Below are 25,310 nucleotides of genomic sequence, written 5' to 3'. Positions count from 1 at the left end.
CCATACATGGGGATGGAAAACTACAATCCGCCGCAGGAGCCCTGGCTGGTTATCCTGTATCAGGATGAGCACATTATGGTGGTCAATAAGCCGAGCGGCTTGTTGTCCGTGCCGGGCCGTCTGGATGAGCACAAAGACAGCGTGATGACGCGCATTCAGCGCGATTATCCGCAGGCTGAATCCGTGCATCGTCTGGATATGGCAACCAGCGGCGTGATTGTAGTCGCGCTAACCAAAGCGGCAGAGCGTGAACTAAAACGCCAGTTTCGCGAGCGCGAACCGAAAAAGCAGTATGTCGCACGCGTATGGGGACATCCCGCTCCGGCCGAGGGACTGGTTGATTTACCGCTGATTTGCGACTGGCCGAACCGGCCAAAGCAGAAAGTGTGTTATGAGACCGGGAAATCCGCGCAGACCGAGTATGAAGTGGTAGAGTTCGCGGCGGATAACACCGCCCGGGTGGTGCTCAAACCTATTACCGGACGCTCCCACCAGCTGCGTGTGCATATGCTGGCATTAGGGCATCCGATTCTGGGCGATCGCTTCTACGCCCCGCCACAGGCCCTGGCGTTAGCGCCGCGCCTGCTGCTGCACGCAGAGATGTTAACCATCACCCATCCCGAGTACGGCAACAGCATGACGTTTAAAGTCCCGGCAGATTTTTAAACGCAGAGCCAATTGATGCCGGGAGCGCTTCGCTTGCCCGGCCTACATTCATTAACGTAGGCCGGATAAGGCGCAAGCCGCATCCGGCAATTCAATCACTTAAATCCTTTCTGCTCTTTAATCAGCTCGTACGCCTTTTGAATTTCCTGCGCCTTCTGCTTAGCCATCTCCATCATCTCCGGCGGCAGCCCTTTCGCCACCAGCTTGTCCGGATGGTGTTCGCTCATCAGTTTACGATAAGCGCGTTTAATGGTGGTCGCATCGTCGGTTGTTTTAACACCGAGAACATTGCAGGCGTCTTCCAGCGTCGGGCCTCGTTGCGCTTGCTGCCAGCCGCCACCACCGGACTGCTGCTGATATCCGCCGCCGAACTGTGCCCCGCCCTGCATCATGCGCAGAAACTGATCAAACTGGGTGCGCGAAATCCCCAACTCTTCAGCGATCACATACAACACTTCGCGCTCGTTAGGATGCAATGACCCATCGGCAAATGCTGCCTGGATCTGGATCTCCAGAAACATGCGGATCAAATCGAATCGACCAAAACAGACGCTGCGAAACTGACGCATCTTTTCACGTAATGGGTAATTGTCTGATTTTCCCACCCGGAAGGCGTGTTGCGCGGCAGTACGGGAATCACCGTGCAAATTCATCCGATCCATCAACTGGCTGGCGATATGAATATCGGCTTCCGTGACGCGACCTTTGGATTTGGTCAGATGTCCCATCACCTCAAAAGTGGTGGCAAAAAAAAGCGCCTGGCGTTCACGTTGGTTGGCAAACCACGCCATTTTGCGCATGCGGGCTTTGTCGAACATGTGGCCGACTAACAGGCCCAGAACCACACCCCAGAAGCCGCCGCCCATCATTAAAGCCACGGCTACACCAATTATCTTTCCCCAATACTGCATAGACTCCCCAAATCTTTATGCTCTCAGCCAGACTATGTCCCACAATATAAGCTGCTTTTACCGTTTGACGGCTGCGGTCAATTGTGGGACATCGCCTATAATTTGCATTATCATACCTGTCATTCAATGCCGTGCCTAACACCACGGATGCCTAAATGGGCAGGATTAACACTAGCGCAGTGAAGATGAGATAAGTTAGGCTGTGACCGTTTGTCACGCGCGACGCTACCGATGATGGAACAATAAATACAACGTATGAAAAAACGTATTCCCACTCTTCTGGCCACCATGATTGCCAGCGCCCTTTATAGTCAACAGGGTCTGGCAGCCGATCTCGCCTCACAGTGTATGCTGGGCGTGCCGAGCTATAACCGTCCTCTGGTGAAGGGCGAAACCAATGAATTACCCGTCACCATCAATGCCGACAACGCGAAAGGGAATTACCCGGATGACGCGGTGTTTACCGGCAACGTGGATATTGCGCAGGGTAATAGCCGCCTGCAAGCCGACGAAGTTCAGCTTCATCAGAAGCAGGCAGAAGGCCAGCCGGAGCCAGTACGTACCGTCGATGCGTTGGGTAATGTCCATTACGATGACAATCAGGTTATTCTGAAGGGACCGAAGGGCTGGTCTAATCTGAATACCAAAGATACCAACATCTGGGAAGGTGATTACCAGATGGTGGGCCGTCAGGGACGCGGGAAAGCCGACTTGATGAAACAGCGTGGGGAAAACCGTTATACCATTCTGGAAAACGGTAGCTTTACCTCCTGTCTGCCCGGTTCCGATACCTGGAGCGTCGTCGGTAGCGAAGTCATCCACGATCGTGAAGAACAGGTCGCAGAGATCTGGAACGCCCGTTTTAAACTGGGTCCGGTTCCGGTCTTTTACAGTCCTTATTTACAGTTGCCCGTCGGCGATAAGCGCCGTTCCGGTTTCCTGATCCCGAACGCAAAATACTCGACTAATAACTATTTTGAGTTCTATCTTCCGTACTACTGGAACATTGCGCCCAATATGGACGCCACCATCACGCCGCATTATATGCACCGTCGTGGCGGCATCATGTGGGAGAACGAATTCCGCTACCTCACCCAGGCGGGTGCAGGCCTGATGGAGTTCGACTATCTGAACTCCGATAAAGTGTACGAGGATGATAACCCGAAGGATGACAACTCACGCCGCTGGCTGTTTTACTGGCGGCACGCTGGCGTAATGGACCAGGTGTGGCGTTTCAACATCGATTACACCAAGGTCAGCGACACCAGCTACTTCAATGATTTCGATAATAAATACGGTTCCAGTACCGACGGCTATGCCACGCAAAAATTCAGCGTTGGCTATGCGGTACAGAACTTTGACGCCACGGTCTCGACCAAGCAGTTCCAGGTCTTCGATGCCGCAAACAGTAACAGCTACTCTGCGCAGCCGCAGTTAGACGTCAACTATTACCAGAATGACGTCGGTCCGTTTGATACCCGTATTTATGGCCAGGCGGTCCATTTCGTGAACACCAATGACAACATGCCGGAAGCCACGCGTGTTCACCTGGAACCGACCATTAATCTGCCGTTGTCAAATAACTGGGGCAGTATCAATACCGAAGCGAAACTGCTGGCAACGCACTATCAGCAGACCAACCTGGATTGGTACAACAACAAACCGAGCAACGTTAACAAGCTAGACGATTCAGCCAACCGCGTCATGCCGCAGTTTAAAGTCGACGGCAAGATGGTCTTCGAGCGCGATATGAACATGCTGGCGCCGGGATATACCCAGACGCTGGAGCCGCGCGCGCAGTACCTGTACGTCCCATACCGCGACCAAAGTCATATCTATAACTATGACTCATCCCTGCTGCAATCTGACTACAGTGGCCTGTTCCGTGACCGCTCTTATGGCGGCCTGGACCGTATTGCTTCCGCCAATCAGGTAACGACCGGGGTCACATCTCGCGTTTATGATGACGCGGCCGTTGAACGTTTTAATATTTCTGTGGGTCAAATCTACTATTTCACCGAGTCTCGCACTGGCGATGACCATACAGAATGGGAGAATGACGACAAAACGGGCTCACTGGTATGGGCTGGCGATACCTACTGGCGCATCTCCGATCGCTGGGGTTTACGCAGTGGGATCCAGTACGACACGCGCCTGGATAGCATCGCAACCAGCAATAGCAGTATCGAATACCGCCGTAACGAAAACCGTATGCTGCAATTGAACTACCGTTATGCCAGCCCAGAGTATATTAAGGCCGCGGTACCTTCACGCGATGTAACTAACGCCCAATATGAAAATGGGATTTCACAGGTAGGTGCGGTGGCGAGCTTCCCGATTGCCGACCGCTGGTCGATTGTCGGTGCTTACTACTTCGATACCAATGTGAACAAAGAAGCAGATTCAATGCTGGGCTTACAGTACAACTCCTGCTGTTACGCTATTCGCTTCGGCTACGAACGTAAGCTGAACGGTTGGGATAACAAAATGCAGCACGCGATTTATGACAACACGATCGGCTTTAATATCGAACTGCGTGGCCTGAGCTCTAACTACGGTCTCGGCACCAACCAAATGTTGCGTTCGAACATTTTGCCGTATCAAAGCGCTTTATGATCTGATTGATTTACAACGTAATCCGCATTGCGGTTAATTGAAATGGAAAAAGTATGAAGAACTGGAAAACGCTGCTTCTCGGTATCGCCATGATCGCGAATACCAGTTTCGCTGCCCCACAGGTAGTCGATAAAGTCGCAGCCGTCGTCAATAACGGCGTCGTTCTCGAAAGCGACGTCGATGGCTTAATGCAGTCAGTAAAACTTAATGCAGGTCAGGCTGGTCAGCAGTTACCGGACGACGCCACGCTGCGTCATCAGATCCTGGAGCGTTTGATCATGGATCAAATCCTCCTGCAAATGGGTCAGAAGATGGGGGTTAAAATCTCTGACGAGCAGTTGGATCAGGCTATCGCCAACATCGCCAAGCAAAACAACATGACGCTGGATCAGATGCGCAGCCGTCTGGCACAGGATGGCTTAAGCTATTCGACCTATCGTAGCCAGATCCGCAAAGAGATGACCATCTCCGAAGTGCGTAACAACGAAGTCCGCCGTCGCGTCACCATTCTGCCGCAGGAAGTGGATGCCCTGGCGCAGCAGGTTGGCAACCAAAACGATGCCAGCACCGAGCTGAACCTGAGCCATATTTTGATCCCATTACCGGAAAACCCAACTTCAGATCAGGTAAACGCGGCTGAAAGCCAGGCGCGTTCCGTTGTTGATGAAGCGCGTAACGGTAGCGATTTCGGCAAACTGGCCATCGCTTACTCCGCAGACCAGCAGGCGCTGAAAGGCGGCCAGATGGGTTGGGGACGTATTCAGGAACTACCGGGCATCTTCGCTCAGGCGTTAAGCACCGCGAAGAAAGGCGATATCATCGGCCCTATTCGTTCAGGCGTGGGTTTCCACATCCTGAAAGTCAACGATATGCGTGGTCAAAGTCAGAACATCTCCGTGACTGAAGTGCACGCCCGCCATATTCTGCTGAAGCCATCGCCGATCATGACCGATCAACAGGCGCGTCTGAAGCTGGAACAAATCGCGGCAGATATTAAGAGCGGTAAAACCACCTTCGCGGCAGCAGCGAAAGAGTTTTCTCAGGATCCCGGTTCTGCCAACCAGGGCGGCGATCTGGGCTGGGCTGCGGCGGATATTTTCGATCCCGCTTTCCGCGATGCGCTGACCAAACTTAACAAAGGCCAGATGAGCGCCCCGGTGCATTCCTCTTTCGGTTGGCATCTGATCGAACTGCTGGACACGCGTAATGTGGATAAAACTGACGCAGCGCAGAAAGACCGTGCCTACCGTATGCTGATGAACCGTAAATTCTCGGAAGAAGCAGCGACCTGGATGCAGGAACAGCGCGCCAGCGCATACGTTAAAATTCTGAGCAACTAATGACTCGTATTCAACGCGTTGTCATCACTCCCGGCGAACCCGCCGGGATTGGCCCAGACCTCGTGGTTCAGCTCGCACAGCGTGAGTGGCCCGTAGAACTCGTCGTCTGTGCGGATGCCGCTCTTCTCAGTGACCGGGCAGCGATGCTCGGTTTACCGCTTTCACTCCTCCCCTACTCTTCAGATACTCCAGCCAGACCGCAATCAGCAGGTACGTTGACGCTGTTACCGATTGCGCTACGAGCACCTGTAGTCTCAGGTCAGTTGGCGGTAGAAAATGGGCAATATGTCGTGGATACGCTGGCTCGCGCCTGCGATGGTTGTCTGCAAGGTGAATTTGCGGCGCTGATTACCGGCCCTGTCCACAAGGGCGTAATCAATGACGCTGGGGTGCCGTTTACCGGGCATACCGAGTTTTTTGAAGAGCGTTCACAGGCGAAGAAAGTGGTGATGATGCTGGCGACGGAGGAGCTGCGCGTGGCGCTGGCCACCACGCATTTGCCGCTCAGAGCCGTTGCCGACGCTATTACACCTGCACTGTTGCAGGAAGTGATCGGCATTCTGCATCATGATTTGCGCACCAAGTTTGGCATTGCCGATCCGCATATTCTGGTGTGTGGTCTTAACCCGCATGCTGGTGAAGGCGGACATATGGGGACGGAAGAGTTAGACACCATCATTCCGGTCCTCGATGCACTGCGTACGCAGGGGATGAAATTAAACGGCCCACTGCCTGCAGATACGCTGTTTCAGCCCAAATATCTCGACCACGCGGATGCCGTATTGGCAATGTACCACGATCAGGGTCTCCCCGTGCTAAAATACCAGGGATTTGGTCGCGGTGTGAATATCACGCTGGGCCTGCCCTTTATTCGCACATCTGTCGATCACGGCACCGCACTTGAACTTGCGGGTCGTGGGCAAGCAGATGTCGGCAGTTTTATTACGGCGCTTAACCTCGCCATCAAAATGATTGTTAATACTAATGAATAATCGAGTCCATCAGGGCCACTTAGCCCGTAAACGTTTCGGGCAAAACTTCCTTAACGATCAGTTTGTGATCGAAAGTATTGTCTCTGCTATCAATCCGCAGAAAGGTCAGGCAATGGTCGAAATCGGCCCGGGCCTGGCAGCATTGACCGAGCCAGTAGGTGAACGACTGGATAAGCTCACGGTCATTGAACTGGACCGCGACCTTGCCGCGCGCCTGCAAACTCACCCGTTTTTAGGGCCAAAGCTGACGATTTATCAGCAAGATGCCATGACGATGAACTTCGGCGAACTCGCACAAACGATGGGCCAGCCGCTGCGCGTTTTCGGCAACCTGCCGTACAACATCTCCACGCCGCTGATGTTCCATCTTTTTACCTATACTGATGCCATTGCCGACATGCATTTCATGTTGCAAAAAGAGGTAGTCAATCGTCTGGTTGCAGGGCCAAACAGTAAAGCGTATGGTCGATTAAGCGTCATGGCGCAATATTATTGCAATGTGATCCCGGTACTCGAAGTACCGCCATCCGCATTCACGCCTGCGCCTAAAGTCGATTCCGCCGTTGTGCGTCTGGTTCCACATGCGACGATGCCGTACCCGGTTAAAGATGTCCGCGTGCTGAGCCGTATTACCACCGAAGCGTTTAATCAGCGCCGCAAAACGGTACGTAACAGCCTCGGTAACCTGTTTAGCGTTGAGGTCCTGACCGAGCTGGGTATTGATCCGGCGATGCGAGCGGAAAATATCTCTGTCGCGCAATACTGCCGGATGGCTAACTATCTGTCAGAAAACGCGCCATCGAAGGAGAGTTAAAGATGATCAATTCGCCCCGAGTGTGCATTCAGGTACAAAGCGTCTACATTGAGGCGCAATCCTCACCTGATGATGAACGTTACGTTTTTGCTTATACCGTGACTATCCGCAATTTGGGGCGAGCGCCTGTGCAGCTGTTGGGGCGTTATTGGTTGATCACTAATGGTCATGGCCGCGAAACCGAAGTTCAGGGCGAAGGTGTGGTTGGCGTTCAGCCCCATATCGAACCTGGCGAAGAGTATCAGTACACCAGCGGAGCGGTAATTGAAACACCGCTGGGCACCATGCAGGGTCATTACGAAATGATCGATGAACAAGGCATTGCCTTTACCATCGACATTCCCGTGTTTCGGCTCGCCGTTCCAACACTCATTCACTAAAACAATAACTATGGCAACATACCTTATTGGCGACGTTCACGGTTGTTACGATGAACTGATCGCCTTGCTGCACCAGGTAGACTTTAACCCCGAACAAGACACCCTCTGGCTCACCGGCGATCTGGTCGCGCGTGGGCCAGGCTCTCTGGACGTTTTACGCTACGTGAAATCTCTGGGCGATAGCGTGCGGTTAGTCCTTGGCAATCACGATCTGCACCTGCTGGCCGTGTTTGCTGGTATCAGCCGTAACAAACCGAAAGACCGGCTCACACCGCTGCTCGAAGCCGCGGATGCGGATGAGTTACTTAATTGGTTACGCCGCCAGCCGCTCTTGCAGATTGATGAAGAGAAGAAGCTGGTGATGGCGCATGCCGGCATTACCCCACAATGGGATCTGCAGACAGCGAGGAATTGCGCCCGCGATGTCGAAGCCGTATTGTCGAGCGACTCGTATCCCTTCTTCCTCGACGCCATGTATGGCGACATGCCAAACAACTGGACGCCGGAACTCACGGGACTGGCGCGCCTGCGTTTTATTACCAACGCATTTACCCGTATGCGCTACTGCTTCCCCAACGGTCAGTTGGATATGTACAGCAAAGAGTCGCCAGAAGATGCGCCAGCCCCGCTGAAGCCCTGGTTTGCCATTCCTGGGCCTGTCAGTGAAGCCTATAGCATTGCTTTCGGGCACTGGGCATCGCTGGAGGGGAAAGGCACGCCTGAAGGTATCTACGCGCTGGATACGGGATGTTGCTGGGGGGGAGACCTCACCTGTCTGCGCTGGGAAGACAAACAGTACTTTGTGCAGCCATCAAATCGCCATCTGAATCTGGATCCCGGCGAAGCGGTCAACGCCTGATAGGTTTATGCCTGATGGCGCTACGCTTATCAGGCCTACATCTGGCACAAGAGTAGGCCGGATAAGCGTAGCGCCATCAGGCAGTTACAGTATTAACGACGCTCCAGAATCTCGAAGCAGTAGCTGTGGGAGTTTTGCGCGTCGGCATCGTGAAATTCGCTAAACACTGATTCCCAGTCGTCCGGTTCGTAGTCCGGGAAATGCGTATCCCCTTCAACTTCCGCATCAATGTGTGTCAGATACAGTTTTTGCGCTTTCGGCAGGAACTGCTCATACACGCGTCCACCGCCAATCACCATAATTTCAGGTTCATCGCCGCAGGCCGCTATTGCTTCATCAACAGACTTCACCCACTGCACGCGATCGTCGGAGCCTGGCTTGCTGCTGATGACAATATTTTTACGCCCTGGCAACGGTCGCCCGATGGATTCCCAGGTGTGGCGTCCCATGACAACCGGCTTGTTTAAGGTATTACGTTTAAACCAGGCGAGATCGGCAGGTAGGTTCCATGGCATGGCGTTTTCCATACCGATGACGCGATCTACCGCTAACGCCGCAATCAGACTGATCATTGAATGTTTCCCGGATACAAAAAAATTGTCGCCACTATACGGAAAGCGCAATCTTTCGTCGACTGGCGGAAAGAGGATGAGCATGAAAATTTTCCGTTCTGCTGGCGAACCGACCTATTTAAGGTGGTACGCCAACATTACAGTAGTTCAAAAACAGTCAATTAGCAGTAAAGTTTGCAGAACATCACATTTTTTACTCTATGCTGACGGTTTCACTTCCGGCTCATCGGCGACGTCGCCCGTATGTTTACCTTCATCCGTGCCTTGCCAGCCATGGCGTTGAATTAACGATAAGTGTTGGCGATCTTCCGCAATAATTTCACTCAGCATTGCGCTGGTGCGTTTATAAACCGCTGCACGGGAAATCGCGTCATTTTCCCCTTTCACCATCTCCTCAACCATAAGCATATTGAAGCGACGGAATACGTCGGCCCGCTCACGCGCTTCATAGCGCCCCAGCCCAAGCCCTTCCAGCGCCAGACGCCCGGTCTTCAGCGCGCCTTCAAAGGTTTCACGTTCTGGCATTTCCACCCCCGCCTGGCGCAGGCGAATGTAATGATCCACATCGCGCGCGCGGGCAATAATTTGCAGATGAGGGAAATGCTCCTTCACCATTTCGGTTAATTGCAGGCTGGTTTGCGGATCGTCAATGGCGTTAATGATGACTTCAGCTTTAGCCGCCCCGGCAGACTCCAGCAGATCCATCCGGGTCGCATCGCCATAGAAAACCTTCATGCCAAATTTACGTAGCGTTTCGATATGGTCCGGGTCATGATCAAGAACCACCATTTTGACGCCGCTCGACAACAGCAAACGACCGGTAATCTGACCAAATCGCCCAAACCCGGCGATGATCACTCGCGGTTGTTCTTCGTCGATTTCATCCGCTTCCCGCTCTTCACCGGTCGCTGATTTTTCCAGTCGCGTCAAAATCACCAGTAAAATTGGCGTCGCCGCCATCGACAGCGCCACCGCCAGGGTCAACGATTTCGCCCAATCAGGATCAAGCACGTCTGCCATTTGCGCCGCGCCAAACACCACGAAGGCAAATTCACTGCCCTGCCCTAATAATACGGCAAACCAGCGACGTTGCTTATTCGGCACCTGCAACGGTTTCGCTATCAGCCACAGCATGACGGTTTTGATAACCAGGAAACCAACCAGCAAGATGATAATGCGCAAAGGGTTATCAATCAGCGTGCCAAAATCGATAGACATCCCCACGCCGATGAAGAACAGACCCAACAACAGCCCTTTGAACGGTTCAATATCGCTTTCCAGCGCGTGGCGATACTCAGAGCTGGCCAGCAGCACACCGGCCAGGAACGCCCCCATCGCCATCGACAGTCCGACCTCTTCCAACAGCAGACCGAAGCCAAAAACGAGGAACAGCGCAACGGCGCTAAACACTTCCCGCAGGCCTGAACGGGCGACAAAACGTAAGGCCGGACGCGTCACATAGCGGCCTAACAACACCACCAGCACCAGTGCGCCCGCCACCTTTAGCGCAGAGAGCGCAAACGCCCCAAGCGTTGTCGATGCGCCGCTCGCCGCGAGTAATGGGATCATCGCCACCAGTGGAATAGCGGCGATATCCTGGAACAGCAGCACGGCAAATGTGCTGCGTCCGAGTTGCGACACCATCAGGTTACGTTCATTCATCGCCTGCATAGCGATGGCCGTGGAGGAAAGCGCCAGCGTCATGCCTATGAGTTCCGCTACCTGCCAGCGCAGGCCGAGGAACATACAGAACAGACCGATCAGCCCACCGCAAACCACCATTTGTAATGCACCACCGCCAAACACCGAGGCTCGCAGCTTCCACAAACGTTGCGGATCCAGTTCCAGGCCGATGACAAACAGCATCAGCACCACGCCGATCTCGGCAAAATGGAGGATTGATTCGGCATCGGTCACCAGCCTCAAACCCCATGGACCGATGATGCACCCGGCAATGAGATAGCCCAGCACCGATCCTAAGCCCAGCCGTACGGCAATGGGGACAATCAGCGCCGCCGAACCGAGGTAAATCAGCGCCTGTATTAGCGTATGACTATCCATGATGCACCTCCTGCCACTCCAGCAGACGCTGTTTATAGTGGCGCGCCTGCGCCTGCAGCGTTTCATCATCACAAATAAACGTACAGTGCATCGCAAACGGCGGCAGCCATTTGAGGCCGCAATATAAAGCCGTTGCCTGTAAGGGCTGGGAAAGTACATCAAAACCGGGATGGGAGCCGATATCAAAGTGGTTTTCACCGCCGCCAGTCGTCACAGCCCACAGCAGATGTTTACCGTGCAGCGCTGTTCCGCCATGGCCATAGGCCCAGCCGTGAGAGAGGACTTTATCCATCCACAATTTGAGTAACGGAGGCGTGCTATACCACTGCATAGGATGCTGCCAGATAATTAAATCAGCGCGTGCCAACGCATCCTGTTCAGCGGCAATATCGATATTGAAATCGGGGTAGAGCTGGTAGAGCGAGCGGATCTCCACGCCCTCCAGCGTCCTTGCCTGATCAAGCATCCGCTTATTCGCATGCGAATGCTGCGGATAGGGATGCGCATAAATGATGAGAATCATGATTAGCCTGTGTCACTGCATTATTGTAATAACAGTGAGTTTAGTCAGTTAATCCACAGGCTAACAGTCAATATTATTGAGTAGATAAATGGAAAAATCTGAGTTAGTTGTCCAGCTCGCTCATATCTTTAACCTGGTCGCGGTTAATCTGCTCCGTCTTACCTGTTTGCGCATTTTTATATGACACCAGGCCAGTATCATCATCCACTTGCGGTTTGCCGTCGGTGACGATGGTTTTGCCGTCGGTGGTTTTCACCGCCTGGTTTGAGGAGCAACCGGCGACGGTAAACAGTGCTGCTGCGGTAAAAATAGAGGTGATCAGGATATGTTTTTGCATGGTGTTCTCCCTGCTTTTCAGTCGTTTTCAGTGATACATACATTAACTGTAGGCTAACTGACTGAGTTACAGGGAAAATACAGAACACTCCTAATAACCGGCCCTGGTCACGGGCTTACTGCGAATCGTCATCTGACTGGTTTGAGACAACGTCAGGCCGCGTGTTTCTGGTGCAAAAGCAATGGACACGAGCAGGCCAATCAGCGAAATTCCTGCCCCCATCAGCATGACATTACTGATGCCGTATTTGCTAATGAACACCGGTAGCGCCCAGGTGGAAACAATGGTCCCAATGCGGCTTAACGACATAATCACCCCGACGGCAGACGCGCGAATATCGGTAGGAAACAGTTCGTTAGGATATAGCCACTGCAGATTCCCCGGACCACCAGAGAAAAATGCGTATACGGCAAAGGCCAGCACCACCAGCCACGCCCCCATATCAGGAATTAACCCCAGTACGGCCAGCGCCAGCGTCATCATAATAAAGCTGCCAATCAACAGCGGTCGCCGCCCCGCGCTGTTGAGCCAGAACATCGGCGGAATACACCCCAGCATAAAGCACAAGCTAATCACCACGTTGCCCAACGCGGCGCTTTTCCCGGCGCCCAGTCCCAGTAGCCCAACAATCTGCGGACCAAAGGTGTAAATGGCGAACATCGGGATCACCTGACAGGTCCAGATGGCGGCAACAAACAGCACAAATGGAAAATGGCGGCGGTTAAACAGCTGGAGAAAACGCGTCTCCTGCGGCGCTTCTTCGTCGAACACCACCGGTTCGCCGAACAGCTTGATCATCATCGCCTCGCACTCTTTCACCCGCCCCTTACGCAGCAGCCAGCGCGGCGATTCAGGCAGGTCGAAACGTCCAATCAGAATCAAAATACAGGGGATCACCGCGCTGCCTAGCATCCAGCGCCATCCGCCCTCAACATCATACAAACAGTAACCGACCAGATCGGCACAGGTTGCGCCGACATACCACATAGCCGCGATAAAACCGATAGAGAAGGCACGCTGGCGGGTATTGGAAAATTCGGTAATCATCGAGGTGGCGATCGGGTAATCGGCGCCAATCACAATGCCGATCAGCACGCGCATCACCAACAGTTCAACGGGCGAGGTAACGAACATCGTCGCCGCCGATATCACGCCAATGGCGATGATATCGATAATAAACATTTTGCGCCGCCCGACCTTATCGGAAATGTAGCCAAACAGCGATGTACCAATAAACAGGCCTGCCAGTGTACCGGCCCCCAGTAGACCAATCCAGTCAGCATCCAGTTTCAATGCTGGCGTGAGCTGTTCCAGCGCCACGCCAATCATTACCAGCACATAACCATCCAGAAACGGCCCACCGCTTCCCCATAGCATTATCCGGCGATGAATAGAGGTAAATTTGATATCATCAAAGTTCCTGGGCTGCTGCATGGTGATGTCCTGTTTTATTTAACTTAATGCCTGATGGCGCGTAGCTTTAAGGCCTACGTACTATGCCTGTAGGCCGGATAAGGCGAAGCCACCATCCGGCACCAGGTTTAGCCGTAGCGGAACTCCACACCAAACGTCCCGCGTGGGTATTCCCATTTTTCCAGCGCCGTATCAAGGCCGAGGATCCGGCACGTTCCGCACTCCAGGCACCCGGCGTAATCAAAACGAACGCTGCCGTCGTCCTGCTTTTTATACAGTCCCGCCGGACAGGCCTTAATCAGCACCTCCAGCGCCTGTTTATCAGGATCGGTTTTGAGAATGATGTGCGGGCTGTCTTCATCCACATTGAACTTATTGACGCCCAGTTTGACGTCCACATTGACGGGAGATGTCATAATACGGTCACTCCTTTCAGGCCATCTTTCATCAGGTTGATGAAGCCCACTTTCTTCGCATGGCGCAGGATTTTTTTACGCATTGGCACCGGAGCGGAGCCATCCACGGTGAACAGGTCGCGCGCGATACTGACCGCCATTTCGGGATAAGCGGTAAACATGCGGGGATTATCAAGAAAAGCTGGCAGTTTCTGATACATGCGCATATCGCGCATCGGACCTTCGTCCAGATGCTGACGGTATTCCCCCAACGACTGCTTGCTAAAATCGTCACGCTTCATCGCCGAAAGCACCGTCTTCGCCGCCGCTTCGCCTGCGGATATGGCAAGATCCATACCACGGATGGTAAAACCGAGGTTCATACACATGCCGGCAGCGTCTCCGGCAATCAGTACGCCATCGCCCACCAGTTCAGGCTGCATATTCATTCCCGCCTCGGGTACAACGTGTGCGGCATATTCCACCAGCTTGCCACCGGCGATCAGCGGCGCAACTGCCGGATGCTGTTTGAAATCTTCCAGCATTTGCGGGACCGATTTTTTCGCGTCTTTCAGATGATGAAGTCCACAGACCAGCCCCAGGGAAAGGGTTGTTTCATTCGTATACAGGAAGCCACCGCCCATCAGACCATCGGTTGGCGCCCCGGCAAACAGACAGGCGGCACCTTCGTTGCCCTGTAACTGGAAACGATCTTCAATGACCGACTTCGGCAATTCGATCAGTTCCTTCACGCCGACAGCAACATGCGATGCCTCAACACGCTTTGCCATGCCCAGCTTTTCAGCCAGCAGAGAATTCACCCCGTCAGCGAGGATTACGACTTTGGCTTCCAGAATATCGCCATCGGCTTCCACGCCCACGACTTTGCCATCACGCTGAACAACGTTATCCACGCGAATACCGGTGATCAGTTGTGCCCCCGCCTCTTCGGCCTGCTCCATCAGCCAGGCGTCAAATTTACTGCGCAAAACGGAATAAGAAACTTGCGACGATGCGGCGTCCTCGCCGTTGCAATAATCCATCGTCATCGCCCCTTTGTCGGTCATAAAGGCGAGTTTTTCGTGGGTGATCATGCGTTCAATGGGAGCCTGATCCGCAAAGCCGGGAATGATGCGTTCCAGGCTATGCGCATACAGACGCCCACCGGTGACATTCTTCGCGCCAGCAGAATTGCCACGCTCGATAACCAGCACCTGTGCACCTTCGCGAGCAAGCACCAGCGCCGCAACCGAACCGGCCAGACCTGCCCCCACGATGATGGCATCAAAGATATCTTCGGACATACGTACTCCTGTCAGCGGCAGGATACCTTCGTATCCTGCCCGAAATGGTTTATCGCGCTAAGGCAGCCGTCAGCGCAGGCAGGATCTTCAGCGCATCGCCAACGATGCCAAAATCCGCATACTGGAAGATTGGCGCGTTTTTATCTTTGTTGATGGCGAAAATCGTCTGCGCGCCGTTGGCGCCGACCATGTGTTGGATCTGCCCGGAGATCCCCACCGCCAGATACAGTTCAGGTTTGAGCATCAGGTTGGAGATACCGACGTAGCGCTCGTGCTCCATCCACTTCTCGTTTTCCGCCACCGGGCGAGAACAGGCCAGCTCGGCGCCAATCGTCTGGCACAGCGCTTCGGCCAGCGAGATATTCTCTTTGCTGCCGATGCCGCGTCCCACGCTGACCACCAGACGCGCTTTGTCGAGGTCAACGCTGTTGCTCTGACGCGCCTGGGTTGCGGTGCGGGTCACGGCAATGGCCGGAGCCTGCCACTGCACGGTGTGCATCTCGCCGCTGCGAGAAGCATCCGGTTGTTGGGCGTCAAACGTTCCGCTGCTGAGCGTGATCACGGCAAACGGCGAAGCGATGGTTTCCGCTCCTATCGCCAGACCGCCGTAGACCATATGTTTGACCGCCGCTTTTCCATCCTGCAGGGCGACGTCGCTGGCATCGTTGGAAACCGCAGCCGACAAGCGATAGCCCAGTTTTGCCGCCAACAGCTTGCCCCGACGCGTATTCGGCAGCAGCACCGCGCCGCCCTCGCTATGCTGACGAATAGTCTCAGCCATCGCAGCAGCGTAGTCTTCGATCATGCGGTCTTCTGGTTTGCCGCTGAGCAGCCAGACATGATCCGCGCCCAAATGACATGCTGTCGCGCTGTCCGCTTCGTTCAGTACGAACGCGTTAACTTTTTCACCTACAGCCTGCGCGCCACTCATCAGTTCGGGCAGACGAGAAGGGGTATCGCTGAATACCCAGACACTGGAAAATTTGTTCATAACATCCCCTGATAATTAAATGATTTTGCGCAGATTCTCGACAAACGCGGCGATTTGTTCTTCACCGTCACCTTCAATCACCACACGCTGACGCTCGCGCTGCTTCGGTGCGGCAACCTGTTGTGTGGAATACGCGGATACGCTGTTCAGCCCGATATCCGCAGGCGACCAGACCTGAACCGGTTTTTTCGCCGCGCCAAGAATGGCTTTCATCGAAGGGATTTGTGGGGTGTTAATGTCGGTGGAAACCGCGATCACCGCCGGGAGCGGGATGCTCAGCGTTTCAACTTCATCTTCCAGTTCGCGTTCTACCGTCAATGTGCTGTCGGTAAGAGAGAGGATCTTACTCACGCCGTTAATCGCCGGAACGTTCAGCGCTTCGCCCACCAGCAGACCAACCTGCTGAGCATAAAGATCGGAAGAACCGTCACCGCAAATAAGCAGATCGAAACCTGATTTTTGCGCGGCGGCAGCCAGCGCGCTGGCGGTTTGTTGCGGCAGAGCCTGCTCAAATTGATCGTCAATCACGACAATCAGTTCATCAGGGCCACGAGAGAGGACATCTTTGCGCCCTTTTGCATTGGTCAGCGCTTTGCCGCCAACGCTCATGGCGACAACCTGAGCGTCTCCCAACTGCTGTTTTAACTGGCAAGCAGCTTCAATTGCATTCAGATCATATTGGCTGATTTTGCCATCCGCTTTGCTGAAATCGAGTGTTCCATCAGCATTATTAATCGCAATATCCTGTTCATCAGGTACGCATTTGTAGCAAGTAATTATCTTCATTGCATCTCCAGAAATCATGAAGGAAACGTATTTATATCGGCGGTGTTAAATACAGATATCACGCTCTTTAATTCGGAAATAAAACCTTAATCACCAATATTGAAAATGTCACACATTGATATTCGTAACTTTCAATAGTGTTACGCACCTCACCAATATTGAAAGAAATATGCCAAACATAAAAATTTTCAATATTGTTTGCTGGCTCAACAATATTGAACGCCAGACACTTAAAAAAGTTAAAAAATCATCACCAAGCATATGATTTACAAAATAAAAATCAGAATTTAAACACAAAATAACCAGCACAAAAAAGTGTGACGAAGATAACAGAATCACCCGAAATGAATACCCATTATGAGTTACTCATTGAGGCGTCCCAGAGGTTAAAAACTTATCAACAAATCATTAATAATAAATAAACAAACGTTCATGGACTGGCACGCTAAATAAATTTCGTTTTCACACTGGAATTCACTTATGAAAAATGAAAAGAGAAAATCGGGAATTGAACCGAAGGTTTTTTTCCCGCCATTAATAATTGTCGGGATACTTTGCTGGCTAACAGTAAGAGATCTTGATGCCGCTAACGTCGTTATTAATGCGGTATTCAGTTATGTCACCAATGTCTGGGGTTGGGCATTTGAATGGTATATGGTCGTCATGCTCTTCGGCTGGTTCTGGCTGGTTTTTGGCCCCTATGCTAAAAAGAGATTAGGCGACGAAAAACCGGAGTTTAGTACCGCCAGCTGGATTTTCATGATGTTCGCCTCCTGCACATCCGCTGCAGTTCTGTTCTGGGGCTCTATTGAGATCTACTACTATATCTCCACCCCGCCGTTCGGTCTGGAACCAAATTCCACAGGCGCGAAAGAGATAGGCCTGGCGTACAGCCTGTTCCACTGGGGGCCATTGCCGTGGGCAACCTATAGCTTCCTTTCCGTGGCCTTCGCCTACTTCTTCTTTGTACGCAAGATGGATGTCATCCGCCCCAGCTCCACGCTGGTACCGCTCGTCGGTGAAAAGCATGCGAAAGGGTTGTTCGGTACCATCGTCGATAACTTCTACCTGGTGGCGCTGATCTTTGCGATGGGCACCAGCCTCGGTCTGGCTACCCCGCTGGTCACCGAGTGTATGCAATGGCTGTTCGGTATTCCGCATACGCTGCAATTGGATGCCATCATCATTACCTGCTGGATCATTCTGAACGCGATTTGCGTGGCCTGCGGCCTGCAAAAAGGGGTCAGAATCGCCAGCGATGTGCGTAGCTACCTGAGCTTCCTGATGCTCGGCTGGGTGTTTATCGTCAGCGGCGCCAGCTTCATCATGAACTACTTCACCGACTCCGTCGGGATGCTGTTAATGCACCTGCCACGGATGCTGTTCTATACCGACGCCATCGGTAAAGGCGGCTTCCCGCAGGGCTGGACCGTTTTCTACTGGGCGTGGTGGGTTATTTACGCCATCCAGATGAGTATCTTCCTGGCCCGTATTTCCCGTGGTCGTACCGTACGTGAACTGTGCTTCGGGATGGTACTGGGCCTGACCGCGTCTACCTGGATCCTGTGGACTGTCCTTGGCAGTAACACGCTGCTGCTGATGGATAAAAACATCCTCAACATTCCGCAACTGATTGAGCAACACGGCGTGGCGCGCGCCATTATCGAAACCTGGGCCGCCTTGCCGCTCAGCACCGCCACCATGTGGGGTTTCTTTATCCTCTGCTTTATCGCCACTGTAACGCTGATTAACGCCTGCTCTTACACCCTGGCGATGTCGACCTGTCGCGAAGTTCGCGATGGTGAAGAGCCACCGCTGCTGGTACGCATCGGCTGGTCGGTGCTGGTCGGCATCATCGGTATCGTTCTGCTGGCGCTGGGTGGGTTGAAGCCGATTCAGACCGCGATTATCGCCGGAGGATGCCCGCTGTTCTTCGTCAACATTATGGTGACGCTGTCCTTTATTAAAGACGCCAAAGTGCACTGGAAAGACAAGTAATTCTTATTAACCCAATTGATCAAGAGGCTGAAAGATGGATTTCAACTTAAATGACGAACAGGAGCTGTTTGTCGCCGGTATTCGCGAACTGATGGCCAGTGAGAACTGGGAAGCTTATTTTGCCGAGTGCGATCGTGACAGCGTCTACCCTGAGCGTTTTGTAAAAGCGCTGGCGGATATGGGCATTGATAGCCTGCTGATCCCGGAGGAACACGGCGGTCTGGAAGCGGGTTTTGTTACCGTCGCCGCCGTCTGGATGGAACTGGGGCGTCTTGGCGCACCAACTTACGTGTTGTACCAATTGCCGGGAGGTTTTAACACTTTCCTGCGTGAAGGGACTCAGGAGCAAATTGATAAAATCATGGCGTTCCAGGGCACCGGTAAGCAGATGTGGAACTCTGCTATCACCGAACCGGGAGCGGGATCGGATGTTGGTAGTCTGAAAACCACTTATACGCGCAAAAATGGTAAGGTTTATCTTAATGGCAGTAAGTGCTTTATCACCAGTAGCGCCTATACCCCGTACATCGTGGTCATGGCGAGAGACGGTGCATCGCCGGATAAACCTGTTTACACCGAGTGGTTTGTTGACATGAGCAAAGCGGGTATCAAGGTCAACAAACTGGAGAAACTCGGTCTGCGCATGGATAGCTGCTGTGAAATCACCTTTGATGACGTTGAACTGGACGAGAAAGACATGTTCGGTCGGGAAGGTAACGGCTTCAACCGCGTGAAAGAAGAGTTTGACCATGAACGCTTCCTCGTCGCGCTGACCAACTACGGCACCGCAATGTGCGCTTTTGAAGACGCTGCGCGTTACGCGAATCAGCGCGTGCAGTTTGGTGAAACTATTGGCCGTTTCCAGCTGATTCAGGAGAAGTTTGCGCATATGGCGATCAAACTGAACTCCATGAAAAACATGCTGCTGGAAGCGGCGTGGAAAGCGGATAACGGCACTATTACCTCCGGCGACGCGGCTATGTGCAAATACTTCTGCGCCAACGCCGCGTTTGAAGTGGTAGACACCGCCATGCAGGTACTGGGAGGTGTTGGTATCGCGGGCAACCACCGCATCACGCGTTTCTGGCGTGACCTGCGCGTTGACCGTGTTTCTGGTGGTTCTGACGAAATGCAGATCCTGACGTTGGGTCGTGCGGTACTTAAGCAATACCGCTAATTCAGCACGATTCGTAGGCCGGATAAGGCGTTTACGCCGCCATCCGGCAACATGCCCGGTGGCGCCGTAGTTGCCGGGCCTACAAAAAATGCCAGGAGAAAAATGATGAATCATTTACCAATGCCAACCTTTGGCCCGCTTGCTGGGGTACGCGTTGTTTTTTCAGGGATCGAAATCGCCGGTCCGTTCGCCGGACAGATGTTCGCCGAATGGGGCGCCGAGGTTATCTGGATTGAAAACGTCGCATGGGCTGATACCATCCGCGTACAGCCTAACTACCCGCAGCTCTCACGCCGCAACCTGCACGCCCTGTCGCTGAATATTTTCAAAGATGAAGGTCGGGAAGCGTTTCTGAAACTCATGGAAACCACCGATATTTTCATTGAAGCCAGTAAAGGCCCGGCCTTTGCCCGCCGCGGTATTACTGATGAAGTGTTGTGGGAACATAACCCGAAACTGGTCATTGCCCACCTTTCTGGCTTCGGCCAGTTTGGTACCGAGGAGTACACCAATCTTCCGGCGTATAACACCATCGCGCAGGCGTTCAGTGGTTATCTGATCCAAAACGGCGACGTTGACCAACCGATGCCAGCCTTCCCGTATACCGCCGATTACTTCTCCGGGATGACCGCGACAACAGCGGCGCTGGCTGCCCTGCACAAAGTGCGCGAAACGGGTAAAGGTGAAAGCATCGATATCGCCATGTACGAAGTGATGCTGCGCATGGGTCAGTACTTCATGATGGACTACTTCAACGGCGGCGAAATCTGTCCTCGTATGACGAAAGGGAAAGACCCCTACTACGCCGGCTGCGGCCTGTATAAATGCGCCGATGGTTACATCGTCATGGAGTTGGTCGGCATCACGCAAATCAACGAGTGCTTTAAAGATATTGGCCTTGCCCACATTCTCGGTACGCCGGAAGTTCCGGAAGGCACGCAGCTTATCCATCGCGTGGAATGCCCTTACGGCCCGCTCGTCGAAGAGAAACTGGACGCCTGGCTGGCAACACACACTATCGCCGACGTTCAGGCGCGCTTTGCTGAGCTGAATATCGCCTGTGCGAAGGTGCTAACCATTCCAGAACTGGAAGGTAATCCGCAGTACGTTGCCCGCGAATCCATTACTCAGTGGCAAACAATGGACGGCCGCACCTGTAAAGGGCCGAACATCATGCCGAAATTTAAAAACAACCCGGGGAAAATCTGGCGTGGCATGCCATCACACGGCATGGATACCGCCGCCATTCTGAAAAACATTGGTTATAGCGAAGCAGACATAAATGAGCTGGTCGGCAAAGGCCTGGCCAGGGTTGAGGAATAAACGCGACGCGCTAACCTGCTCGTTGGTTAGCGCTCACGCCTGATTTCAGTGGATAAAGCAATATGGATATCGTTGGCGGACAAAACTTACGTCAGATGTGGGACGACCTGGCCGGGGTGTACGGAGATAAAACGGCGTTAATTTTCGAATCCTGTGAGGGAATCGTTCGGCAGTTTAGCTATGCTTCGCTCAATGAAGAGATTAACCGCACGGCGAACCTTTTTTACTCCTTAGGAATCCGCAAGGGTGATAGGGTCGCGCTGCATCTGGATAACTGTCCGGAATTCATCTTTTGCTGGTTTGGACTGGCAAAAATCGGCGCCATTATGGTGCCGATTAATGCCCGCTTACTGGGCGAAGAAAGTGCCTGGATCCTGCAAAACAGCCAGGTGAGTCTGCTGGTTACCAGCGCCCAGTTTTATCCTATGTACCGTGAAATACGCCAGGACAATAGCACTCCGCTTAATCATATCTGTCTGATTGGCGAGCAGCTTCCGGCTGACGATGGCGTGAGCCACTTTTCCCAACTGCAAGCACGCCAGTCGGCCACGCTGTGCTATACGCCCGTGTTATCCACTGACGATACGGCGGAAATTCTGTTTACCTCCGGTACCACCTCGCGTCCAAAAGGGGTGGTGATTACCCACTATAACCTGCGTTTTGCAGGCTACTACTCTGCCTGGCAAATCGCCCTGCGCGATGATGACGTGTACATGACGGTGATGCCCGCGTTTCATATCGATTGTCAGTGTACCGCCGCAATGCCTGCATTCTCCGCTGGCAGCACCTTTGTGCTGCTAGAGAAGTACAGTGCCAGGGCCTTCTGGGATCAGGTACGTAAATATCAGGCGACGGTGACCGAGTGCATCCCGATGATGATCCGCACGCTGATGGTCCAGCCCGCCGCACCAACGGACAGGCAGCATCACCTGCGCGAAGTGATGTTCTATCTCAATTTATCCGAGCAGGAAAAAGACGATTTTACCGAACGCTTTGGCGTCAGGCTGCTGACCTCCTACGGTATGACTGAAACCATCGTCGGTATTATCGGCGACCGTCCCGGAGACAAACGACGCTGGCCTTCCATTGGTCGCGTGGGTTTTAGCTATGAAGCTGAAATTCGCGACGATCAAAATCGCCCGCTGCCCGCCGGAGAAATTGGCGAAATCTGTATTAAAGGCATCCCCGGCAAGACTATCTTCAAAGAGTATTACATGCAGCCGGAGGCAACCGCCAGGGCGCTGGAACCAGAGGGCTGGTTACATACCGGTGATTCGGGTTACCAGGATGAGGATGGCTATTTCTATTTTGTCGACAGACGCTGCAACATGATTAAACGCGGCGGGGAAAATGTCTCCTGCGTCGAGCTGGAAAATATTATTTCTGCACATCCGAAAATTCAGGACATTGTGGTGGTTGGTATTAAAGACGCGATCCGTGATGAGGCCATTAAAGCGTTTATCGTCCTTAATGAAGGTGAAACATTAAGCGAGGCCGAGTTTTTCAGCTTCTGTGAAAACAATATGGCGAAATTCAAGGTTCCCTCTTTTATGGAGATCAGAACCGACCTGCCGCGCAATTGTTCAGGAAAAATAATCAAAAAAAATCTGAAATAAACCTTCCGGCAGGAATCCCTCCCGCCGGGAAACTATTTATCTGGAGATGAACTATGAGTGAATCATTACATCTGACCCGTAACGGCCCGATCCTGGAAATTACCCTCGACCGACCTAAAGCGAATGCCATTGACGCGAAAACCAGTTTTGCGATGGGTGAAGCTTTTCTTAATTTCCGTGACGACCCGGAATTACGCGTAGCAATCATTACCGGCGGCGGTGAGAAATTCTTTTCTGCTGGCTGGGACTTAAAAGCGGCAGCGGAAGGTGAAGCGCCAGATGCCGATTTTGGTCCCGGCGGCTTTGCTGGTTTAACCGAAATATTTGACCTCGATAAGCCGGTCATCGCCGCGGTGAACGGCTACGCGTTTGGCGGCGGTTTTGAGCTGGCGCTGGCGGCAGACTTTATTGTCTGCGCCGAAAACGCCAGCTTCGCGCTGCCGGAAGCCAAGCTCGGCATCGTGCCTGACAGCGGCGGCGTATTGCGTCTGCCTAAGCTGCTGCCACCGGCTATCGTTAACGAAATGGTAATGACCGGCAGACGAATGAGCGCCGAAGAAGCGCTGCGTTGGGGGATCGTGAACCGCGTTGTCAGCCAGAGCGAACTGATGGATAGCGCGCGCGAACTGGCGCAACAACTGGTCAATAGCGCTCCGCTGGCTATCGCGGCGCTGAAAGAGATTTATCGCGCAACCAGCGAAATGCCGGTTGAAGAAGGCTACCGCTACATCCGCAGCGGCGTGCTGAAGCATTATCCGTCGGTACTGCATTCGGAAGATGCGCTCGAAGGACCGCAGGCATTTGCCGAAAAACGCGATCCGGTGTGGAAAGGTCGTTAATGTGACCTGGCCGGATGGCACTTCGCTTATCCGGCCTACAGCGCATGCACAACCGTAGGCCGGATAAGGTGTTTACGCCGCCATCCGGCAAAAAAACCGAGGTACAACCATGAGCTATTACGCCTTTGAAGGACTGATCCCGGTGGTGCACCCGGACGCGTTTGTACATCCCAGCGCCGTGCTGATTGGCGATGTCATCGTGGGCGCCGGTGTTTATATTGGCCCACTCGCGTCATTGCGTGGGGATTATGGTCGCCTGATCCTGGAGGCAGGATCTAATCTGCAGGATGGCTGCATTATGCATGGCTACTGCGATACCGATACCATCGTGCATGAGAACGGCCATATCGGCCACGGCGCTATTTTACATGGCTGCGTGGTGGGACGGGACGCCCTGGTCGGCATGAACAGCGTCATTATGGACGGCGCAGTGATTGGCGAAGAGAGCATTGTCGCCGCCATGAGTTTTGTCAAAGCCGGATTTCAGGGTGAGGCAAGGCAACTTCTGGTGGGTTCACCTGCGCGCGTACTACGCCAGGTCACGGACCAGGAGCTGCACTGGAAACGCCTCAACACCAAAGAATATCAGGATCTTGCAGTCCGCTGTCGAACGGGGTTATCTGAAACGAAGCCGTTAACGCAGGTCGAAGAAAACCGGCCGCGCCTGAAAGGCACGACGGACGTAAAGCCAAAATCAGCACAGTAATTGATGCCGGATGCGCTCACGCTTATCCGGCCTACGCGTCAATCACCGTTTATACAGCCATCAGGTAAACAGACAATTAGCGACGCATACTTTTTGACAGCATCATCTGCCATTTCTGCTCACGGTTAAGCTCTGTTGGAGGAACCGCTGACAGGCGCGGTGTTTTCGCCACGCTCACTTTTCTTTCCTGCAAATTATGATTCAATCGGCGATAGAGATGAGAATCAATACTCACGACTTTCACCAGACGCTGGCACTGACAGCCTCGTCCTGCAATCTGGTTAGGGATCATCTTCACTTCACAAACAATTTCCCCCACTTCTGACAGAATATAGGAGAGCGTATTAATTGCTTTGCAGTGTTCAATATCAAATTGACGGGAAATCTCCTTGGCAGTAATCCATCGGTCCTCTGCCATCATCCAGTCAGCAATTAACAAATAAAGCGGTCTTTCAACATATTTTTCACACATAAGCACACCATTTCGCAAATTAAAAATCTGGCTACGGCCTGTCCAAATTAATAAAAACTAAGCCATATTAAAATTGTGGATATAAAGATAGTATGCGACTTGAATGTTGATTAGTGTGAGCAATATCGTGCTTATTACATTGAAAATGTGGTTACGGAAACGGACTTCTCCAGGAATGACCTGAAAGAGTAATAAATATCCTCCGGCATAGCCGGAGGT

General features: G+C 52.9%; 24 protein-coding genes. 13 read left to right on the top strand and 11 right to left on the bottom strand.

All coding sequences use genetic code 11. The features are described from left to right. Window positions 1-6: 6 nt before the first annotated feature. Window positions 7-666 carry a bifunctional tRNA pseudouridine(32) synthase/23S rRNA pseudouridine(746) synthase RluA gene (rluA, locus tag FDX04_RS15060; protein ID WP_042312382.1) on the top strand — a complete coding sequence of 220 codons (660 nt, stop codon included), beginning with the start codon at window positions 7-9 and terminating at the stop codon, window positions 664-666. 95 nt (window positions 667-761) lie between these two features. Here the strand turns inward: rluA and djlA are convergent, their stop codons facing one another. Next, complete coding sequence (gene djlA, locus FDX04_RS15055) at window positions 762-1,577, bottom strand: co-chaperone DjlA (protein ID WP_003845702.1); 816 nt, start codon at window positions 1,575-1,577, stop codon at window positions 762-764. Window positions 1,578-1,832: 255 nt separating this feature from the next. Between djlA and lptD the strand changes: the two genes are divergently transcribed. Genes lptD through apaH form a run of 6 tightly spaced genes read left to right on the top strand, consistent with a single transcriptional unit; the run spans window position 1,833 to window position 8,578 of the window. Next, window positions 1,833-4,193: an LPS assembly protein LptD gene (gene lptD, locus FDX04_RS15050; RefSeq protein WP_137371170.1), complete on the top strand. Its 2,361-nt coding sequence runs from the start codon at window positions 1,833-1,835 to the stop codon at window positions 4,191-4,193. 53 nt (window positions 4,194-4,246) lie between these two features. Continuing rightward, a complete protein-coding gene (surA, locus tag FDX04_RS15045; protein WP_137360233.1) occupies window positions 4,247-5,533 on the top strand; it encodes a peptidylprolyl isomerase SurA in 1,287 nt (428 codons plus the stop codon). Next, window positions 5,533-6,525, top strand: coding sequence for a 4-hydroxythreonine-4-phosphate dehydrogenase PdxA (pdxA, locus tag FDX04_RS15040; RefSeq protein WP_137371169.1), 993 nt, complete (start codon window positions 5,533-5,535; stop codon window positions 6,523-6,525). The genes surA and pdxA overlap by 1 nt, the downstream gene beginning before the upstream one ends. Then, window positions 6,518-7,339, top strand: a complete 822-nt coding sequence (rsmA, locus tag FDX04_RS15035; protein ID WP_005124503.1) for a 16S rRNA (adenine(1518)-N(6)/adenine(1519)-N(6))-dimethyltransferase RsmA — start codon at window positions 6,518-6,520, stop codon at window positions 7,337-7,339. The genes pdxA and rsmA overlap by 8 nt, the downstream gene beginning before the upstream one ends. Window positions 7,340-7,341: 2 nt before the next feature. Next, window positions 7,342-7,719 carry a Co2+/Mg2+ efflux protein ApaG gene (gene apaG / locus FDX04_RS15030; protein WP_003018867.1) on the top strand — a complete coding sequence of 126 codons (378 nt, stop codon included), beginning with the start codon at window positions 7,342-7,344 and terminating at the stop codon, window positions 7,717-7,719. A gap of 10 nt (window positions 7,720-7,729) precedes the next feature. Next, on the top strand, window positions 7,730-8,578 hold the full coding sequence (gene apaH / locus FDX04_RS15025; RefSeq protein WP_042312394.1) for a bis(5'-nucleosyl)-tetraphosphatase (symmetrical) ApaH: 849 nt from the start codon (window positions 7,730-7,732) through the stop codon (window positions 8,576-8,578). Between the two features lie 92 nt (window positions 8,579-8,670). Here apaH and folA read toward each other — a convergent pair whose 3' ends face one another. From folA to FDX04_RS14980, 9 genes are all read right to left on the bottom strand, one after another. Beyond that, the gene (gene folA, locus FDX04_RS15020) at window positions 8,671-9,150 is read right to left on the bottom strand and encodes a type 3 dihydrofolate reductase (RefSeq protein ID WP_137360232.1); all 480 of its coding nucleotides are present in this window, start codon (window positions 9,148-9,150) and stop codon (window positions 8,671-8,673) included. 198 nt (window positions 9,151-9,348) lie between these two features. Continuing rightward, window positions 9,349-11,211 carry a glutathione-regulated potassium-efflux system protein KefC gene (gene kefC / locus FDX04_RS15015; RefSeq protein ID WP_042312396.1) on the bottom strand — a complete coding sequence of 621 codons (1,863 nt, stop codon included), beginning with the start codon at window positions 11,209-11,211 and terminating at the stop codon, window positions 9,349-9,351. Continuing rightward, window positions 11,204-11,734, bottom strand: coding sequence for a glutathione-regulated potassium-efflux system oxidoreductase KefF (gene kefF / locus FDX04_RS15010; RefSeq protein ID WP_038637110.1), 531 nt, complete (start codon window positions 11,732-11,734; stop codon window positions 11,204-11,206). Before kefF ends, kefC begins: the two co-directional genes overlap by 8 nt. A 103-nt stretch (window positions 11,735-11,837) precedes the next feature. Next, window positions 11,838-12,071 carry a YgdI/YgdR family lipoprotein gene (locus FDX04_RS15005; protein ID WP_003018880.1) on the bottom strand — a complete coding sequence of 78 codons (234 nt, stop codon included), beginning with the start codon at window positions 12,069-12,071 and terminating at the stop codon, window positions 11,838-11,840. A gap of 90 nt (window positions 12,072-12,161) precedes the next feature. Continuing rightward, window positions 12,162-13,505, bottom strand: a complete 1,344-nt coding sequence (locus tag FDX04_RS15000; protein WP_042312400.1) for an MFS transporter — start codon at window positions 13,503-13,505, stop codon at window positions 12,162-12,164. 107 nt (window positions 13,506-13,612) lie between these two features. After that, window positions 13,613-13,900: a ferredoxin-like protein FixX gene (fixX, locus tag FDX04_RS14995; RefSeq protein ID WP_000203736.1), complete on the bottom strand. Its 288-nt coding sequence runs from the start codon at window positions 13,898-13,900 to the stop codon at window positions 13,613-13,615. After that, window positions 13,897-15,183, bottom strand: coding sequence for an FAD-dependent oxidoreductase (locus FDX04_RS14990; protein ID WP_001287761.1), 1,287 nt, complete (start codon window positions 15,181-15,183; stop codon window positions 13,897-13,899). Before FDX04_RS14990 ends, fixX begins: the two co-directional genes overlap by 4 nt. A gap of 49 nt (window positions 15,184-15,232) precedes the next feature. Continuing rightward, the gene (locus FDX04_RS14985; RefSeq protein WP_058116217.1) at window positions 15,233-16,174 is read right to left on the bottom strand and encodes an electron transfer flavoprotein subunit alpha/FixB family protein; all 942 of its coding nucleotides are present in this window, start codon (window positions 16,172-16,174) and stop codon (window positions 15,233-15,235) included. 15 nt (window positions 16,175-16,189) lie between these two features. Further along, window positions 16,190-16,960: an electron transfer flavoprotein FixA gene (locus FDX04_RS14980; RefSeq protein WP_137371168.1), complete on the bottom strand. Its 771-nt coding sequence runs from the start codon at window positions 16,958-16,960 to the stop codon at window positions 16,190-16,192. Between the two features lie 480 nt (window positions 16,961-17,440). Between FDX04_RS14980 and caiT the strand changes: the two genes are divergently transcribed. The 6 genes from caiT (at window position 17,441) to caiE (ending at window position 24,619) form a co-directional block, all read left to right on the top strand. After that, entirely contained in the window at window positions 17,441-18,958 is a 1,518-nt protein-coding gene (gene caiT, locus FDX04_RS14975; protein ID WP_088759161.1) for an L-carnitine/gamma-butyrobetaine antiporter, read from the top strand. A 34-nt stretch (window positions 18,959-18,992) separates the two neighbouring features. Then, window positions 18,993-20,135 carry a crotonobetainyl-CoA dehydrogenase gene (caiA, locus tag FDX04_RS14970; protein WP_003018898.1) on the top strand — a complete coding sequence of 381 codons (1,143 nt, stop codon included), beginning with the start codon at window positions 18,993-18,995 and terminating at the stop codon, window positions 20,133-20,135. Between the two features lie 105 nt (window positions 20,136-20,240). After that, a complete protein-coding gene (caiB, locus tag FDX04_RS14965; RefSeq protein WP_137371179.1) occupies window positions 20,241-21,458 on the top strand; it encodes an L-carnitine CoA-transferase in 1,218 nt (405 codons plus the stop codon). Between the two features lie 62 nt (window positions 21,459-21,520). Further along, a complete protein-coding gene (gene caiC, locus FDX04_RS14960) occupies window positions 21,521-23,074 on the top strand; it encodes a crotonobetaine/carnitine-CoA ligase (protein ID WP_137371167.1) in 1,554 nt (517 codons plus the stop codon). 53 nt (window positions 23,075-23,127) lie between these two features. Continuing rightward, complete coding sequence (caiD, locus tag FDX04_RS14955) at window positions 23,128-23,913, top strand: crotonobetainyl-CoA hydratase (RefSeq protein WP_000004376.1); 786 nt, start codon at window positions 23,128-23,130, stop codon at window positions 23,911-23,913. A 109-nt stretch (window positions 23,914-24,022) separates the two neighbouring features. Further along, entirely contained in the window at window positions 24,023-24,619 is a 597-nt protein-coding gene (gene caiE / locus FDX04_RS14950) for a carnitine operon protein CaiE (protein ID WP_000122864.1), read from the top strand. A gap of 76 nt (window positions 24,620-24,695) precedes the next feature. On the opposite strand, the gene caiF is transcribed toward caiE, so the two are convergent. Then, a complete protein-coding gene (gene caiF, locus FDX04_RS14945; protein ID WP_042312419.1) occupies window positions 24,696-25,091 on the bottom strand; it encodes a carnitine metabolism transcriptional regulator CaiF in 396 nt (131 codons plus the stop codon). Between the last annotated feature and the right edge of the window lie 219 nt (window positions 25,092-25,310).

Source organism: Citrobacter sp. wls615 (assembly GCF_005281355.1).
Taxonomy (GTDB): Bacteria; Pseudomonadota; Gammaproteobacteria; order Enterobacterales; family Enterobacteriaceae; genus Citrobacter; species Citrobacter werkmanii.
The sequence above is the reverse complement of the archived record's forward strand: the minus strand, read 5'-3'. Positions and strand labels throughout refer to the sequence as shown.